This window comes from Streptomyces sp. NPDC002926, assembly GCF_053591755.1.
In genome coordinates this window covers 1-15,842 of the sequence record NZ_JBSFUK010000021.1, presented here as the reverse complement: position 1 = coordinate 15,842, position 15,842 = coordinate 1, and the positions used below count along the sequence as shown (strand labels likewise).

General features: G+C 72.0%; 12 protein-coding genes. 8 read left to right on the top strand and 4 right to left on the bottom strand.

Annotated features, from left to right (window positions below; genetic code table 11):
* The first annotated feature begins 55 nt into the window (after positions 1-55).
* Entirely contained in the window at positions 56-2,410 is a 2,355-nt protein-coding gene (locus ACWDZ6_RS25230; protein WP_451504644.1) for an AAA family ATPase, read from the top strand.
* A gap of 86 nt (positions 2,411-2,496) precedes the next feature.
* On the opposite strand, the gene ACWDZ6_RS25225 is transcribed toward ACWDZ6_RS25230, so the two are convergent.
* Both ACWDZ6_RS25225 and ccrA read right to left on the bottom strand, forming a co-directional pair.
* On the bottom strand, positions 2,497-4,233 hold the full coding sequence (locus tag ACWDZ6_RS25225; protein WP_451504643.1) for a 3-hydroxyacyl-CoA dehydrogenase family protein: 1,737 nt from the start codon (positions 4,231-4,233) through the stop codon (positions 2,497-2,499).
* Complete coding sequence (ccrA, locus tag ACWDZ6_RS25220) at positions 4,230-5,582, bottom strand: crotonyl-CoA carboxylase/reductase (protein ID WP_451504642.1); 1,353 nt, start codon at positions 5,580-5,582, stop codon at positions 4,230-4,232. Before ccrA ends, ACWDZ6_RS25225 begins: the two co-directional genes overlap by 4 nt.
* 257 nt (positions 5,583-5,839) lie before the next feature.
* On the opposite strand from ccrA, the gene ACWDZ6_RS25215 reads away from it, so the two are divergent.
* Both ACWDZ6_RS25215 and ACWDZ6_RS25210 read left to right on the top strand, forming a co-directional pair.
* Positions 5,840-6,604 (top strand): thioesterase II family protein, encoded by a 765-nt coding sequence (locus ACWDZ6_RS25215; protein WP_451504641.1) that lies wholly within the window; start codon positions 5,840-5,842, stop codon positions 6,602-6,604.
* A complete protein-coding gene (locus ACWDZ6_RS25210) occupies positions 6,601-7,620 on the top strand; it encodes a 3-oxoacyl-ACP synthase III family protein (protein ID WP_451504640.1) in 1,020 nt (339 codons plus the stop codon). The genes ACWDZ6_RS25215 and ACWDZ6_RS25210 overlap by 4 nt, the downstream gene beginning before the upstream one ends.
* Positions 7,621-7,697: 77 nt before the next feature.
* On the opposite strand, the gene ACWDZ6_RS25205 is transcribed toward ACWDZ6_RS25210, so the two are convergent.
* Together ACWDZ6_RS25205 and ACWDZ6_RS25200 are read right to left on the bottom strand one after the other, a co-directional pair.
* A complete protein-coding gene (locus ACWDZ6_RS25205; protein ID WP_451504639.1) occupies positions 7,698-8,711 on the bottom strand; it encodes an AfsR/SARP family transcriptional regulator in 1,014 nt (337 codons plus the stop codon).
* On the bottom strand, positions 8,708-9,439 hold the full coding sequence (locus ACWDZ6_RS25200; protein WP_451504638.1) for a thioesterase II family protein: 732 nt from the start codon (positions 9,437-9,439) through the stop codon (positions 8,708-8,710). The genes ACWDZ6_RS25205 and ACWDZ6_RS25200 overlap by 4 nt, the downstream gene beginning before the upstream one ends.
* A 258-nt stretch (positions 9,440-9,697) precedes the next feature.
* On the opposite strand from ACWDZ6_RS25200, the gene ACWDZ6_RS25195 reads away from it, so the two are divergent.
* The 5 genes from ACWDZ6_RS25195 to ACWDZ6_RS25175 form a co-directional block, all read left to right on the top strand.
* Positions 9,698-10,519: an AfsR/SARP family transcriptional regulator gene (locus ACWDZ6_RS25195; RefSeq protein ID WP_326654659.1), complete on the top strand. Its 822-nt coding sequence runs from the start codon at positions 9,698-9,700 to the stop codon at positions 10,517-10,519.
* A gap of 190 nt (positions 10,520-10,709) precedes the next feature.
* On the top strand, positions 10,710-11,471 hold the full coding sequence (locus ACWDZ6_RS25190) for a thioesterase II family protein (protein ID WP_366735767.1): 762 nt from the start codon (positions 10,710-10,712) through the stop codon (positions 11,469-11,471).
* A gap of 221 nt (positions 11,472-11,692) precedes the next feature.
* Positions 11,693-12,163, top strand: a complete 471-nt coding sequence (locus tag ACWDZ6_RS25185; protein ID WP_451504637.1) for a hypothetical protein — start codon at positions 11,693-11,695, stop codon at positions 12,161-12,163.
* A 683-nt stretch (positions 12,164-12,846) separates the two neighbouring features.
* Positions 12,847-14,442: an AMP-binding protein gene (locus tag ACWDZ6_RS25180; RefSeq protein ID WP_451504636.1), complete on the top strand. Its 1,596-nt coding sequence runs from the start codon at positions 12,847-12,849 to the stop codon at positions 14,440-14,442.
* A gap of 139 nt (positions 14,443-14,581) precedes the next feature.
* Positions 14,582-15,842 (top strand): FAD-dependent oxidoreductase (locus tag ACWDZ6_RS25175; protein ID WP_451504635.1); only part of this gene is annotated, 1,261 nt, incomplete at its 3' end.

Genomic DNA, 15,842 nt, shown 5'->3' with positions numbered 1-15,842 from the left:
AGTGCCGGGGAGGGCAGGACGGTCGGCAAGCGGCCCGACAGCGGGGGGTGTGCGGGTGGAGCTGGTGCGGCGCGGTGGTGAGCTCGCCCGGTTGGAGGAGCTGCTGGTGGCCTCCCGGCGAGGAGATGGCAGCGCCGTACTCGTCTCGGGGAGTCCCGGTACCGGCAAGAGCGCACTGCTGAGGGATTTCACCGGGCGTGCCGAAGCGGCCGGTGCTCTGGTGCTGAACGCCTGCGCGACGCCAGCCGAGTCGGACCTCGCGCTGGGTGTGGCGGGGCAGTTGCTCAGCGGCGTAGGGGCGGGGGCGGGGTGGTCGGGTCCATTTGACGACGGTGGTGACGGCGGCGCCTTCGGTCGGAGCGGCGGTGACGTTCCGGCCGTCTTCCACCGGGCGCTTTGTGAAGTGGCCGCTACGGTGCCCCTCGTCGTCGCTGTCGATGATGTGCAGTACATGGACGAGCTGTCGGCGCGCTGTCTGCTGTATCTGTGCGGCCGCTTCGGTACTTCCCCGATCCTGCTGGCCATGGGTGGGCTTCCGCCCTCCCGGTCCGGGCCGGCGCAGCCACTGGCCGAACTGCTGCGACACCCACGGTGTCTGACGGTGGACCTGCCGGTCTTCGGCGAGGATGCCGTCGCCGACTTTCTGTGTGCGCCCGCGGCCGGCGGTATGGACCCCGGCGCGGCGCTGCGTCTCGCTCCCGCCTGGCATCGCGTCACCGGCGGCAATCCCCGGCTGCTGCGCGGCTTGCTCGACGACCACCGGGACTGCGCGCCGCTGCGGCCGGCCGGACCGGTCACCGGCACGGCGTTCAGACGGGCCGTGACCGGCTGCCTGCGTCCGGCGGAGGCCGGTGAGCAGGCTGTGGCGCGCGGCCTGGCCGTTCTCGGCGATGCGGCCACAGTCACTCTGCTCGCACGGCTGCTCGGCCTGCACGAACGTGAGGTTGCCGCAGTGCTGGACTCCCTCGGGGCTACCGGCCTGCTGGCGGCGGGCAGATGGCGTCATGAGGCGGCACGCGCCGCGGTGCTGGAGAATCTGCCCGCTGAGGAGCATGCCCGGCTGCATTCCCGCGCGGCACGACTGCTGCTCGAGGACGGCGCCGATCCTCGTACGGTGGCCCGCCATGTGCTCGCCGCGGGCGCGGCGGGAATCGGATCCGGGGCTGTGCCGGAGGGCGCCGGACAGGGCGCCGGGACAGCTGCGGGGGCCGGGGAACCGTGGGCCGTCGCGGTGTTGGCAGAGGCCGCGGAGCTGGCGATGCGGACCGGTGAGGCCCGCCTGGCGGCCCGATTCCTGCGTACGGCCCATCCGGCGTGCACCGATGAACGGCGGCGGGCAGAGCTGCTGGAGGCGCTCGCGCGTGCCGAGTGGGAGAGCGATCCCGCTGCTGTGACCAGGCATCTGCCCGCTCTCGAAGGGGCGCTGCGCAGCCGGGCGTTCGACACGGGCAGGGCCGCGGGGCCGATCGGGCTGCTGCTGTGGCACGGCCGTCCGGACGAGGCGGCCCGGGTGCTGTCCGCACTCGGCTCCGCCGGGCCGGTAAGGGAGCTGAGGTCCTGGCTCGGGCAGGTGTACCCGCAGTCCGCACGTGCGGGAGGCGGGGATCCCGGCGCGGCTGCGGAGCGCGTGCTGGAGGGGATCGCGCTCGACCAGGCTCCGCCGACCATCGCCGCGGCTTCGCTGTCGGCGCTGGTGCACGCGGGGGAGACGCAGCGTGCTGTCCACTGGTGCACGATGCTGCTCGACGCGGGGGCGGCCCCTACGACTCCGGTACGGCGCGCGGTCGTTGCCGCGGCCGCCTCGGTGGTCCATGGCAGGACGGGCCGGTACGAGGAGGCGGCGGAGTACGCGGGGCGGGCGCTGGCGCTGCTGTCGCCCGAGGCCTGGGGGGTCGGTATCGGGATGCCGCTGTCGGCGGCGGTGTCCGCGGCGGTCTGTCTGGGCCGGTACGAGGAAGCGGCCCGGCAGTTGCGGGTGCCGGTGCCGGAGGCGATGTTCCGTACCCGCGCCGGGCTGCACTATCTGCTGGCCAGGGGCCGGTACCAGCTGGCGGTCGGCCGGCTGTGTGCCGCGCTCGGCGACTTTCACGCCTGCCGGGATCTGCTCGCGCGCTGGCGCCTGGATCTGGGCGGGGCCGTCGACTGGCGGGCTCCCGCCGCGCAGGCCGAGCGGGAACTGGGGCGCGGGTTCGCGGTGCAGGGCGCGCCGGAGGGTCCGGTCGCCGCGCTCAGCCGGGCCGAGTTCCGGGTCGCCGCGCTGGTGGCGCAGGGGTGCACCAACCGGGCCATCGCGGCCCGGCTGTATGTCACCACCAGCACTGTGGAGCAGCATCTGACCAACTCGTACCGCAAGTTGAGCGTGCGGTCGCGGGCGGATCTGGCCGCACTCGTCACGGCCGGATCCGTCTGACCGTCCGGTCGGGCTGGTCGGCTGGGTGGTCCCGGTCGGGCTGGGTGGTCCGGTCGCGGGTCGCTCGGGCAGGCCCGGTCGGGTGATCAGCTCGCGGCTGCCGCGGTGCGAAATCCCCGGCCGTTCTTGCGCCCGAGGGCGCCGCCGGCGACGAACTGCGCCAGGGCCGCCGCCGGTTCGTACTCGGGGGTCTGGAACTGCTCGTACAGCCGGTTCTGGATGGCGAGCGACACATCGAGGCCGATGGTGTCGAGCAGGGCGAAAGGCCCCATGGGGTAACCGAATCCGTGCCGGACAGCGGCGTCGGTCTCCTCGATGTCCGTGTCGTGCCGCTCCAGCAGGGCCAAGGCGGCGCCGAGATAGGGGAAGAGCAGGCTGTTGACGATGAAGCCGGTGCGGTCGGGGCACTGCACCGTGGTCCTGCCCAGTCCGCGGCAGAACGCGCGGGCCGTTGCGATGGTGGCGGGGCGCGCCGCCCGGGTGCTTACCAGTTCCACGAGCTTCATCACCGGGGCCGGGTTGAAGAAGTGGAGGCCGACGACGTCGGCGGGACGGCCGGAGGCCTCGGCGCAGGTCGAGACGGACAGGCTGGAGGTGGTTGTCGCCAGTACCGTGCCGGGCGCGCACACCTCGCCGAGCGCGGTGAACATGGCGCGCTTGACGTCCCGTTCCTCGGCGACAGCCTCGATCACCAGGTCGCAGTCGGCGAGCGCGGCCATGGAGTCGGTGCCCTGGACGCGTGCGAGGGCGGAGGCCTTGTCCACGGCGCTGACCTTGCCCCGGCGCACGCCTCGGGTCAGCGACTCGGCGATGGCCTCGACGGCCGCTGCGGCCTTGTCCGTGCTGCGGGCCACCAGCACCGTGGGGTGTCCGCCCACGGCGGTGACTTCGGCGATGCCGCGTGCCATGGCGCCCGATCCCAGTACGCCGACACGGTGTACGGGCCTGGCCCGTGTGTCGTCTTCTTCGGTGGCCGGGCCGGTGAGGGCGGCGCCCGTGTCGTCGTAGGTGTAGAAGCCTTCCCCGGTTTTGTGGCCGAGTTGCCCGGCGGCGACCATGCGGCTGAGCAGCGGGGCGGGTTCGAAGGCACAGTCGCCGGTCTGCCGCCACAGGGCGAGGAGGGCGGAGTGCGCGGTGTCGAGCCCGATGCGGTCGAGGGTCTCCAGCGGGCCGGACGGCATGGCGCAACCCAACCGCATGGCGGTGTCGATGGCGGTGTGCGTGGCGTATTTCTCGTCGCAGAGCATGACGGCGCGGTTGAGCAGGCCGAGGACCAGGGCGGTGGCGTCGGCGGTCGGGCGGGCGCCGACCGTGACAGCCGTCAGCCCCAGGGACTCCACGAGGTGGTCCGTCGCGGCGGCGACCGCCGGTGAGGTCAGCGCGGTGCGTACCGGCTCGACCGGGCCACCGGGGAGCGGTGGGGTGAACAGCCGCAGCCCCGCGATGTCGGCGGGACGGCCGGTGGAGATGGCCAGGCGTGCGACCGGCAGGGAGGCGGTCGTGGTCAGGACGGGGGTGCCGGGCGGACAGGCCGTGACGATGGTGTGCAGTACGCCGGCCTTGGCCGCGAGGTCCTCCGGCACGGCCTCGATGACCAGACCCGCCTCATGGAGCGGTGCGAAATCTGTGGTGAAGGTGATGTCGGGGCGGCCGGACCCGTCGGCGACGGCCTTGAGCCGTTTGCCCACGCGGGCGAGGACGTCGAGGTCGGTGTCGACGGCGACGATCCGGTGGCCTGAGGTGTGCAGCAGCCGAAGCAGGGCCTCACCGACCGAGCCCAGGCCGACGATTGCTGTGACGGGGGGTGCGCTGTGTGCGGTCATGACGTGTGAGCCTCGTCTTCACGGAAGCGGTTGATGGCGTCGAGGTGCTTCTCGCGCAGCTCCTCGTTGCGCACACCCAGGCCCTCGCGGGGTGCCAGCGCGAGCACGCCGACCTTGCCCTGGTGGAGGTTGCGGTGGACCTCGTACGCGGCCTGGCCGGTCTCCTCCAGCGGGTAGACCTTCGACAGCGTCGGGTGGATCCTGCCCTTGGCGACCAGGCGGTTGGCCTCCCACGCCTCGCGGTAGTTGGCGAAGTGCGAGCCGATGATCCGCTTCAGCGACATCCACAGGTAGCGGTTGTCGTACTCGTGGTTGTAGCCGGAGGTGGAGGCGCAGGTGACGATGGTGCCGCCCTTGCGGGTGACGTACACGCTGGCGCCGAAGGTCTCGCGGCCCGGGTGCTCGAAGACGATGTCCACGTCCTCGCCGCCGGTCAGCTCGCGGATGCGCTTGCCGAAGCGCTTCCACTCGCGCGGGTCCTGGTTGTGCTCGTCCTTCCAGAACTTGTAGCCCTCGGCGTTGCGGTCGATGATCGCCTCGGCGCCCATCGCGCGGCAGATGTCCGCCTTCTGCGCGCTGGAGACCACACAGATCGGGTTGGCGCCGCCCGCGAGCGCCAACTGGGTGGCGTATGAGCCGAGGCCGCCGCTGGCGCCCCAGATCAGCACGTTGTCGCCCTGCTTCATGCCCGCGCCGTTGCGCGAGACGAGCTGACGGTACGCGGTGGAGTTGACCAGACCCGGAGCCGCTGCCTCCTCCCAGGTCAGATGCTCGGCCTTGGGCATCAGCTGGTTGGACTTGACGAGCGCGAGCTGCGCCAGGCCGCCGAAGTTCGTCTCGAAGCCCCAGATGCGCTGCTCGGGGTCGAGCATCGTGTCGTTGTGGCCGTCGGAGGACTCCAGCTCCACCGACAGACAGTGCGCGACGACCCGGTCGCCCGGTTTCCATCGGTTGACGCCGGGGCCGGTGCGCAGCACGACACCCGCCAGGTCGGAACCGATGACGTGGTACGGCTGGTCGTGCCGGGCCGCGTCGGCGGAGCGTCTCGCATAGCGCTCCAGGAACCCGAAGGTCGGCAGCGGCTCGAAGATCGAGCTCCAGACGGTGTTGTAGTTGACGGAGCTCGCCATGACGGCGACCAGGGCCTCGCCGGCGTTCGGCAGGGGCACCGGAACGTCCTGGAGGTGCAGTGACTTGCGCGGGTCCTTGTCGGCCGAGGCCATGCCCTCGAACATGCCGACGTCTTCCCTGCGGACCACGCCTGCCCGGTAGCTCTGCGGGAGCCGCAGGTTGGAGAAGTCCCGGGGCGTCGCGTCCTCGCAGAGAACGGCACCGATGATCTCGTCCACGTTGATTGCCTCCGGGAGTCGGGAATAGCGCCTTCTGAACGGTAGGAAGACCGCGGAGCGCCGGGGCACCCCAGACAGGCCCCAGGTACCGGCCCGGCCCGGCCTAGGGGGGTGTTAGGGGAAGCCGGGAACGGCGCCGGATCCGCACTGTGGCCTCAAGGCCTCGCTCGGAAAGGGCTGGGGCGTGTCCGGCAGGTCCCGCCCGGCGCGCTCCGGGCGTGAGGGCACGGCTGCCGGTGAACGCCCTAGGAGAACTGATGACGCCCCATCCCGGCGACAGCCCCTGGTTCAGGAACTACGGTCCGGCTCCCGACGCGTGCGTACGTCTTGTCTGCCTGCCGCACGCCGGAGGCTCGGCCAGCTTCTACTTCCCCCTCGCTCGTGCCCTCTCGCCGAAGATCGAGGTGCTGGCCGTCCAGTACCCCGGTCGGCAGGACCGGCACGCCGAGCCGTGCGTCCAGAACATCGAGGACATGGCGGACCGGATCGCCGAGGCACTGGGGCCGTGGACGGACCGTCCGTACGCGCTGTTCGGTCACAGCATGGGTGCCATGGTCGGGTTCGAGGTGGCGCGCCGGATGGAGGCATCGGGCGAGGGGCCCCTCGAGCTGTTCGTCTCGGGCCGCCAGGCTCCTTCGCGGGACCGGGGCGAGCAGTGGCACCCCAGGACCGACGAGGAGGTCGTTGCCGAGATCAGGGCGCTGGAAGGCACCGGCGAGAGTCTTCTCGACGACCCGGAGGTGCTGCGCATGATCCTTCCCGCGCTGCGCGCCGACTACGGGGCGGTGCAGCGATACCGCTACCGGCCGGGCCCCGCGCTGGAATGCCCCGTCACCGCGATCACCGGCGACCGTGACCCCAAGGCCACGGTCGACGCGGTCCGTGCCTGGCAGGACCACACCCTGGGCGGCTTTCGCCTGCGGGTCCTGCCCGGCGGCCATTTCTATCTGGTCGGCGAACAGGACGAGGTACTGCGTACGGTACGCGACCGGCTGGCGGGGACTCCGGTGGCCGCGCGATGACGGTGTACTCGCCGGCCGTGGGCGGCATCGGGATCCTGGGCACCGGGTCGTATCTGCCCGAACAGGTCATGTCCAACGAGGTGGTCGGGGCCCGCGCCGGGGTGAGCGCCGAGTGGATCGAGCGCAAGACCGGCATCGTCGAACGGCGCTATGCGGCCGGTCACGAGGCGGCGTCCGACCTGGCAGTCGAGGCCGCCGTCCGGGCACTGGACGACTCCGGCACCGACGCGGCCGACATCGCCTGGATCGTCGTCGCCACATCCACCCCCGACCATCCCCAGCCGGCCACTGCCGCGTTCGTCCAGCACCGGCTGGGCGCGCACGGTGCGGCCGCGTTCGACGTGAACGCCGTGTGCAGCGGCTTCATCGCCGCGCTGCACACCGGAGCCGGGCTGCTGGCCGTGCCCGGGAGTGATGGCGGACGGCGCCGCGTCCTGGTCATCGGCAGCGAGGTCTACTCCCGCATCATCGACCCGGCCGATCGCAGGACGGCGCCGCTGTTCGGCGACGGGGCGGGGGCCGTGGTGCTCGGTTCCGTCACCGAGGGACGCGGACTGGTGGGCACCGCCATGCGCACCGACGGGCATCTGCACGCGCTGATCGGGGTGACGGCGGGCGGGAGCAGGAAGCCCGCCTCGGCCAAGACCGTCGACCGCGGCGACCACTTCTTCCGTATGCAGGGCCGGGAGGTGCGGGACTTCGTCGTCCGGGAACTGCCGGACGTGGTGGCGGGCACGCTCGCCGCTTTCGGGGTACCGGCGGACGAGGTCGACCACTTCGTACCGCACCAGGCCAACGGGGAGATGCTCCGGGGCGTGCTCGGCGGGCTCGGGCTGACCTCGGCGCGGACGCACCTGCCGGTGGACCGGCACGGCAACACCGGCGCCGCCTCGATTCCCCTGGCGCTCGACCACGCGTGCCGCCAGGGTGCCGTGGCCGATGACGAGACGGTACTGCTGGCCGGGTTCGGCGGCGGGATGACGACGGGGGCGGTCCTGCTGCGCTGGGGGCGCTGAGCCTGTCACAGCGCCGACAGGACGTCCTGTCGGTCCATTCGGCGGCGCGTCGCAGCGATTGCGCAGCGAGGGGCCGGTCACGGTGTGCCGGGCAGGCCGGCAACCAGGGCGTCGAAGCGCCGTGCCAGTGCCTGCTGTTCGCCGGTGAGTTCCACGATCCGCCGTTGCAGCCTGGCGATCTCGCCGCTGAGGCCGGGTGAGGGAGGGGGCGTCAGTTCGAGGGGCGGAGGGGACAGCGCGGCCAGGCCGGGGTGGTGGTTCAAGATCGCCTCCATCCTTCCGCGCAGCGCCGGGCCGGGCTCGACGCCGATGGCCTTGACCAGGCGGTGGCGCGCCCTTTCGTAGACGCCCAGCGCCTCGGCCTGCCGGCCGCACCGGTAGAGGGCGACCATCAGCAGGTCGTAGAACCGCTCGTGCAGCGGGTGATCGGCAGTCAGCTTCTCCAGCTCGCCGGTGATCTCGCCGTGCTGCGCGCTGCGCAGACTCGCCTCGTAGAGCGTCTCCAGCGTGGTCAGCCGGTTCTCCTCCAGGCGGTCGGCCTCCGCCGTGCAGAGCGGTCCGTATCTGCTGTCCTGGAGCGCGGGGCCGCGCCACAGGGACAGGGCCCGGCGCAGCAGTTCAGTGGCGTGACCGGGGTCCGTGGCGATCGCCGCGCGGCCTTGCGCGGACAGCCGGTGGAAGTGCTGCACGTCCGTGGTGGCCGGGCCCAGGCTCAGCAGATAGCCCGACGGCCAGGTGGTGATCCACTCATGGTCCGGCGCGCCGGGGCCGCCCCTGGAGGGCAGCAGCTTGCGCAACCGGCCCACATGGGCCTGGAGCGCGTTCGCGGCGTTCGACGGGGTCTGCTCGCCCCACAGTTCCTCGATGAGCCGGTCGGTGGAGATCATCTGATCGGCCAGTACGACGAAGATGGAGAGCAGGGCACGCTGCTTGGAGCCGGGCGGCACGATGTGCGCACCGCTGTGGCCTTCGTGTATCTCCACCGGGCCCAGGAGGCGGAACTCCGTTTTTCCGTCGCCCTCGTCCTTCGTGTCCTTCGCGTCGTACCCGGCAGCGGCCGGGGCCGCCGGGCCGACGCCGGTGACGGTCACCGCGGTACCGCGCGCCGGGACACGGCGAGAGCGGAGCGGATGTCCTGGGTGATTCGGTCGGTCAGCGGGGCGGGATCGGGCTGGAAGTAGAAGTGTCCGCCATCGAACAGGTGCAGACCCAGGAACCGTTCGGTGCGCTCTGCCCAGCCGGCGAGGCGCTCGGGCTCCGCCACCGTGTCCCGGGTGCCTCCGAAGACCGACAGCGGTACGGGCAGCGGTGCCGGGTCGGGCGCGGGCCGCCAGTTCTCCACGAGCCGCAGGTCGGTGCGGATGGCGGGCTCGAACAGCTCCCACAGCTCGGGGTCGTCGAGTACGAACGAGGGAGTGCCGCCCATCGCGGCCAGTTCGCGGCGCAGGCCGGCATCGGACAGCAGATGACGTCGGGAGCCGTCGCCGCCGGGGCGGGGCGTGCTGCGTGCCGACAGGCCGAGCCAGAAGGGCGGCGTGCGGCCCTGCGCGAGCAGCCGACGGGTGAGTTCGTACGCGACGAGGCCGCCCATGCTGTGGCCGAACAGGGCGTAGGGGCCGTTCAGTTCGGGTCCGAGCTCGTCGAGGAAGTGGTCCACCAGCGCGTCGGCGTCCCCGATGGGGGGCCGGTCGGCCAGCATCCCGCGGCCGGGGGCGTCCACCAGCCGTAGCTCCCAGTCGGCCGGGAAGCGGCCGGGCCAGTCGCGGTACAGCAGATGGGAACCACCGGCGTGGTGGAACACGAACAGGCGCACTTCCATAGTCACTCCGTCGACGGTCGGTTCGGTCGGATTCCGGACAGTAACGCGTGTCGCACCGCTCCGACTGGTATTGCGAGCCCGGCTCAAGTGTTCGCACAAGCGTTCTTGAGTAGGTGTCACGCCTTGCGGAAGCCCGCAATTGGAAGCTCACTCGACCGCCGCTCGAGAACTCGCGGGCGGTGGTGCCGGGGCGGTTAGCGTGCAGAGCGCCGACGGCTATGAGCCATCGACGGAACTCGACAAGGTACGGAGGAAACCGTGGAGATTCAGGTTCTTGGCCCGTTGAGTGCCGACGTCAAAGGGGTATCGATCGTTCCGACCGCGGGCAAGCCACGGCAGATTCTTGCCTTGCTCGCCTTTTATCCGGGCCGGGTCATGCCCGTGCCCACCCTCATGGAGGAGATATGGGGCACCAACCTGCCCCAGAGCGCCATGACTACGCTGCAGACCTACATCCTGCAGCTGCGCCGACGTCTGGGCACCGCGATGGGTCCGGACGCGCCCGGAACGGCGAAGGAGGTCCTCGTCACCCGGCACGGCGGCTACCTGCTGCAGATTCCGCCGGAGAGTGTCGACGTGTACCACTACGAGAAGCTGGTGGCGGCGGGCCAGAGCGCCTTCGACGAAGCCGAGGACGAGAAGGCCGCGGGACTGTTCCGGGACGCGCTCGCCAAGTGGAACGGCTCCGCGCTCGTGGACGTACGGGTCGGGCCGATCCTGGAGATCGAGGTCATGCGGCTGGAGGAGAGCAGGCTCGGCACGGTGGAGCGGCGCATCGACGCCGAACTCCGTCTGGGCAGGCACACCGAACTGCTCGCCGAGCTGACCGAACTGATAGCCCGTCACCCGCAGCACGAGGGGCTCCACTCCCAGGCGATGGTGGCGCTCTACCGGTCGGGCCGCCAGGCCACGGCGCTGGACGTCTACCGCAAGCTGCGGGCGCGGCTGATCGAGGAGCTGGGCGTCGAGCCCTCGCCGCAGTTGCAGCGGCTGCACCAGGCGATGCTCGCGGTCGACCCGGCGCTGGACGTCATGTGCGGACCGCGCCGTACCTCCACCTTCGACCTGTACGCGGCCTGAGGCCTGCCGCCGGGCCGCCGGGCCGCCGGGCCGACAGGTCTGCGCGTCGCCCGGCGCGTGCGCGGCGTGCGCTCTTCGAGCGGATCTCGAGGCGTGTCGCCGACGCTCATGACCCGTGCACCTGTGCGGTCATTACGTGTGTACCTGTGCACCTCTGCGGCCGTGCACCTGTCGAGGAAGGACGCCAGCCATGTCCGAAGACCAGCCGGTGCGGATCCACTGCTTCGCGCATGCCGGAGCGGGAGTCTCTTCCTTCTACGGCTGGACGGAGTCGCTGGGCCCGGACGTCCGGGCCCAGCCGATGCTGCTGCCCGGCAGGGAAGGCAGGCGGGGTGAGCCCCGGGTGACCGGCCGTGAGGCGCTGCTGGCCGACCTGGCGGGGCTGTTCGCCGATCCGGAGCCCGGACCGTACGTGCTGTACGGGCACAGCCTGGGCGCGATGATCGCCTACACGTTGACCCGTGCGCTGCACGAGGCCGGACTGCCCGGCCCCGCTCTTCTCGCCGTCGGTGCCTGTCCGCCGCCCGACGCCGCATCCGGTCTTTCCGACGCCTGCGCGGCGCCGGACGAAGAGCTTCTGCGTCTGCTCGACGAGGTGGACGGTGTGCCCGAGGGGGCAGCCCCCGGCGGCTTCTGGTACCGGGCCGTCATGCCGGTTCTCCGCGACGACCTCGCCCTGGCCAGTTCCCTGCGGACCGCGGCCCGCAAGCCGGTCGTCGGCGGGCCGCTGTCCGTGCCGCTGCTGGTGGTGTCCGGCGCGGACGACCCGCTGGCGCAGCCCGAGACCATGGCGGGCTGGCGGCGCTGGACCGAAGGACGGGTGGTGACCCGCACTGTGCCCGGCGGTCACTTCTTCGTACGCGACCGTGAACTGCCCCGGCTGCTCGGACGGGCCTGCCGTGTCGTACGGCGTGCCACGGCAGGCTTGGTGCCGGCCGGCGTACAGACCTGATCACCAGGCGGACGGCGGACCTGACACGGATCGCAGCGTGCCACCGCAGAAGGAGAGGCCCCTGCGTGGACCGGCTCGAACTCACCGAACTGACCGGCCTGCTGTGTGAATGCGCGGTCCAGGCCGAGGGGCTCGGCCTGGACCGCGACGTCCGCGCTGCTTCAGGCCGTCGGTATCGTTGAGCGCGGCGCCGGGCACGACGACGGCCCGGGATAGACCTGGTGGCCTTACCCGCCGTGCGCGGCGTGGACGAGCCGCACACCGATGGCCCGGTCGGCGCGCAGGGCAGCAGCCAGGCGCCGAGGGACGCCGCCGCGCGGCACCCGGCGCGGGAGGACTGCGACACGATCAGTGAGCGGCTGCGTCTGTACGGGAAGCAGCGCAGGACCGCCGCGGTCACGGCGCACCGGAAACGACGGATACAGGCCAGGGAACTGCCGGGGGAGGGCGGACCGGCGGCCACGTTCACCTGCGCCCCGGCGGCCGCGCTGGTCACCCGTACCGCGCTCGAGGCTCGCATCACCGGCCGTATCGCACACGGCGTGGTGCCCGTCGCGCTCCCTGTCGAGACGGCCTGTTGGCCATATGCCCGCGCCGCCGGTGTCGGCGTGCACGTCCGCGGGGAACTGACACCACCCCGGCGTAGGTCCGGCCGACGGCGACCGGTCGGATATCCCGGCGTTCTTCGGTGAGTGAGCCGCATTCCACGGCGGGGCTGCTCGACGTCCCGTGGGCCGCCCAAGGAGTTCGCCGCCGCACTCACCCACGAGGGCCGACCGTGCCTCACCCGGTGGTCCTCACGGTCCGCGGCCAGGAGGCGATCGCTACCGCTCCGGCCGCCCCCACGCACCACGTCTGAGCGCCGAATCGGTGCGTCGCCGCCCCTCGCCTCCGCGGGGCCTCGGGTAGACCTGGGCGCAGCGGCGTGCGGTGTCGTCCGGCTGCGGAGCGATGCCGGGTAAGCGGATCCGGTGCCTCAGCTGCCGGCCGTTCCCAGCCTGGTGCCCCGGTTGCCTCCGACGCTCGCAGCCAGGTCCGCGCGGTCGTACCTGGCGTTGCGGGGTCGGCACGCCGACGACGGAGTCCTCGGTGAAGGTCCTGCCCAGCCCCCGGCGTCGAAGAGCTGCGTCTGGTGGGCGCAGTACTGCTGGACGCCCCGCACACGACGCGCCGACGCCCGGCGCCCGACGGTGCGGCCGGTACGGCTGAGCGATTCCCTCGTCCTGGGGCCGGTTCTCCCTGTCCATCGGATGCGGACAGTCTCTGCGGCCGAGATCGAGCGCTCTTCGACGATTCCTCAAGTGCCCTGGCCGACGCTGGGGATCGCTGCTGCGGCGGACCGCAGCAGCCGGACCGAGCGCCGGAGGAGAGTCACGTGTCGAGCTTCACGTACCCGGACCTTCCGCTGGACGGACTGCTGCGCACGGCAGCCGTACGCGACCCGGACGGCACCGCCGTACGCCGCGCGGACGCGTCGGTCGGCTTCGCGGAACTCGACGACCTCGCCGACCGCGTCGCCGCCTACCTGGAGCGGGAGACCGGCCGTTGCGGCGCCCGGATCGGTGTGGCGAACGTGCTCGACCCGGTCTTCGCCGCCACGTACTACGGCGCCGGCCGCAGTGGCAACACCGCCGTGCTGATCAATCCGCTGATCAAGGAGGACGGGCTGCGGTACGTCCTGGCCACGGCCGACGTCGAGGTGGCGTTCGTCCCCACACCGACGGCCGAGCTGCTCGTCAAGCTGAAGGGCGCGCTGCCCAGGCTGCGTACGGTCGTGGTGACCGACGCCTTGGACGGTGTGGTCCCGGCCGACGCGCTCGCGCTGCACAGCGTCCTCGATCCGGTGGCGACGCCCCGCGGCGGGCGCACCGACCCGGACTCCGTCGCCTGTATCCAGTTCACCACCGGCAGCACAGGACGCCCCCGGGGTGTCCTGCTGACGCATCGCAATCTCGTCGCGAACGCCCGGCAGACCGCCCTCGCGCACCGGCTGTCCGCGGAATCGGTCACCTTGAACCACCTGCCGCTCTACCACCTCATGCATCTCAACTCTGCGGTGTACGCCGGTGCGTGCCAGGTGCTGTGCCAGGACGCCGATCCCATCGCCTCCCTCGCCCTGGCCGCCGAGGTGGGCGCCACCCACTACTACGGGCTGCCCGCGCGGCTGCACCGGCTCGCGGCCGACGAGCGCCTGGGCACCGCGCTGCCGGGCGGATCCCGGCTCACGGCGGTGCTGTCGGGCGGCTCCGCGCTGCGGGCCGATGCCGCGTGCACGCTGCGCGAGCGGCTCGGGGTGCCCGTCATCCAGGGCTACGGCATGGCCGAGTGCTCGCCCCTCACGCACTGTCAGCAGCCGGAGAGCTACCGGCCCGGAGCCGTCGGAACCACCGTGCCCGGGACCGAGTGCCGCCTCGTGGAGCCGCGGACCCGTGAGCAGGTCGACGTCTGGTCCACCGGCGAGGTCCAGGTCAGAGGACCCCAGGTGATGGCGGGGTACCTCGGCGAGGACCGGCCGGCCCGGCTCGACGCGGACGGCTGGTTCTCCACGGGCGACATCGGCTATCTCGACGACCAGGGCGAGCTGCATCTGACGGACCGGCTCGTCGATGTGTTCAAGTACGACAACGAAATCGTCTCGCCGAGCCGGGTGGAGCGGGTCATCATCGACGACCCCCGGGTCGCCGACTGCATCGTCGTCGACTGGCCCGACCCGGAGCACGGTGCACTGGTGTGGGCCGGCGTCGTACTGCGGGACCCGCAGCCCTGCGGTCCTTACGCCCTCGGCGCCCCCGGCGGGCTCGACGTCCTCGACTCGATCACCGCGCTGGCCAACGAGCGGCTCGCGCACTTCGAGCGGATCCGTCTGGTCGAAGCGCTCGACGAGATCCCTCGCACCCCCACCGGTAAGCAGGAACGGCGCGACCTGAGACGGCAGTTGAAGGAGCGCGCCGCCGAGCGGACCGGTGTGTGACCCGCCGCGGGACACCCCCCGCGGGAGACGCCCCGACCCCAAGGAGCAATTCCATGGCGACCTTCGTCAACGACCTGACCGTGCACGGCCGCCCGCCGGGCGGCCCGGACCCGGGCATCGAGAGGGTCGGGGCAAGCGCGTGACGCGCCCCCAGGTGATCGTCGCCGGAGCGGGGCCCGTGGGTCTGACCGCGGCCCATGAACTGGCCCGTCGTGGCCTGCGGGTGCGCCTGATCGACGCGGCCACCGGCCCCGCCCGCACCAGCCGTGCCGTGGCCACGCACCCGCGCACCCTGGAGACATACGACCAGATGGGCATCGTGGACCGGGTCGTGGAGCTCGGCCGCAAGAACCGCGCGTTCACCATGTACGCCCGGGGGCGCCGGCTGGTGCGGCTGGAGGCCGACTACTCGACGATGCCCACCCGCTATCCGTACACCCTGATCATCGAGCAGACCGCCACCGAGGCGGTGCTGCGCGAGGCGGTGGCCCGGCTCGGCGTCGAGGTCGAATGGGGCGTGCGGCTCACGGACTTCACGCAGAGCCACGCCGGGGTACGGGTACGGCTGGAGAAGACGGACGGCACCGAGGAGAGACTCGACACCTCGTGGCTCGTGGGCTGCGACGGAGGGCACAGCACCGTACGCAAGAGGCTGGCGCTGCCGCTGATCGGGGAGTCCAGCGAGACCTGGATGCTCGCCGACGCCCCCGTACACACCGAACTCCCGCCGGACAGCATCTACTGGGCACACACCGGCGGGCAGGCGCTGATGATGGTGCCGTACGCCCGCGAGGGCCACTGGCGGCTGCTGGACACCGTGCCCGCCGGTTGGGCAGGCGACCCGCGGTCCGTCCAGGAGCGGCTGTCCGCCAAGCTGTCCGCCGGCCTCGGCCACGACGTGCGGGTCGGTGAGGCCGAGTGGACCTCGGTGTTCACCTTCCAGCAGCGTATGGTGCCGCGGATGCACGACGGCCGGGTCTTCGTGGCCGGGGACGCCGCGCATGTGCACAGCCCCGCCTCGGGCCAGGGCATGAACACCGGTATTCAGGAGGCCTACAACCTCGCCTGGAAGCTCGCCATGGTCGAGCAGGGCCACGCCGGGAAGGAGCTGCTCACCACCTACGGCGAGGAGCGCGTCCCGGTCGGCCGCCGGCTGCTCGGGGCGACCCGGACCGCCACGTCGCTGGTGCAACTGAAGAACCTGCTGGCGCCGCTGGCCCTGCCGGTCGTCTTCGGTGTCGTCCGCCGCGTGCCCGCCCTGCGCAGGGCCATCCAGCGCAAGGTGCTCGGCGGGATGTCGGGGCTGCGCATCGGATACACCAGGAGCTCCCTGACCACCGGAACCGCTCAGACCACCGCAGGCACCGCCGCCTCCCCGTTGCCGGGCGACCGCGTCACCG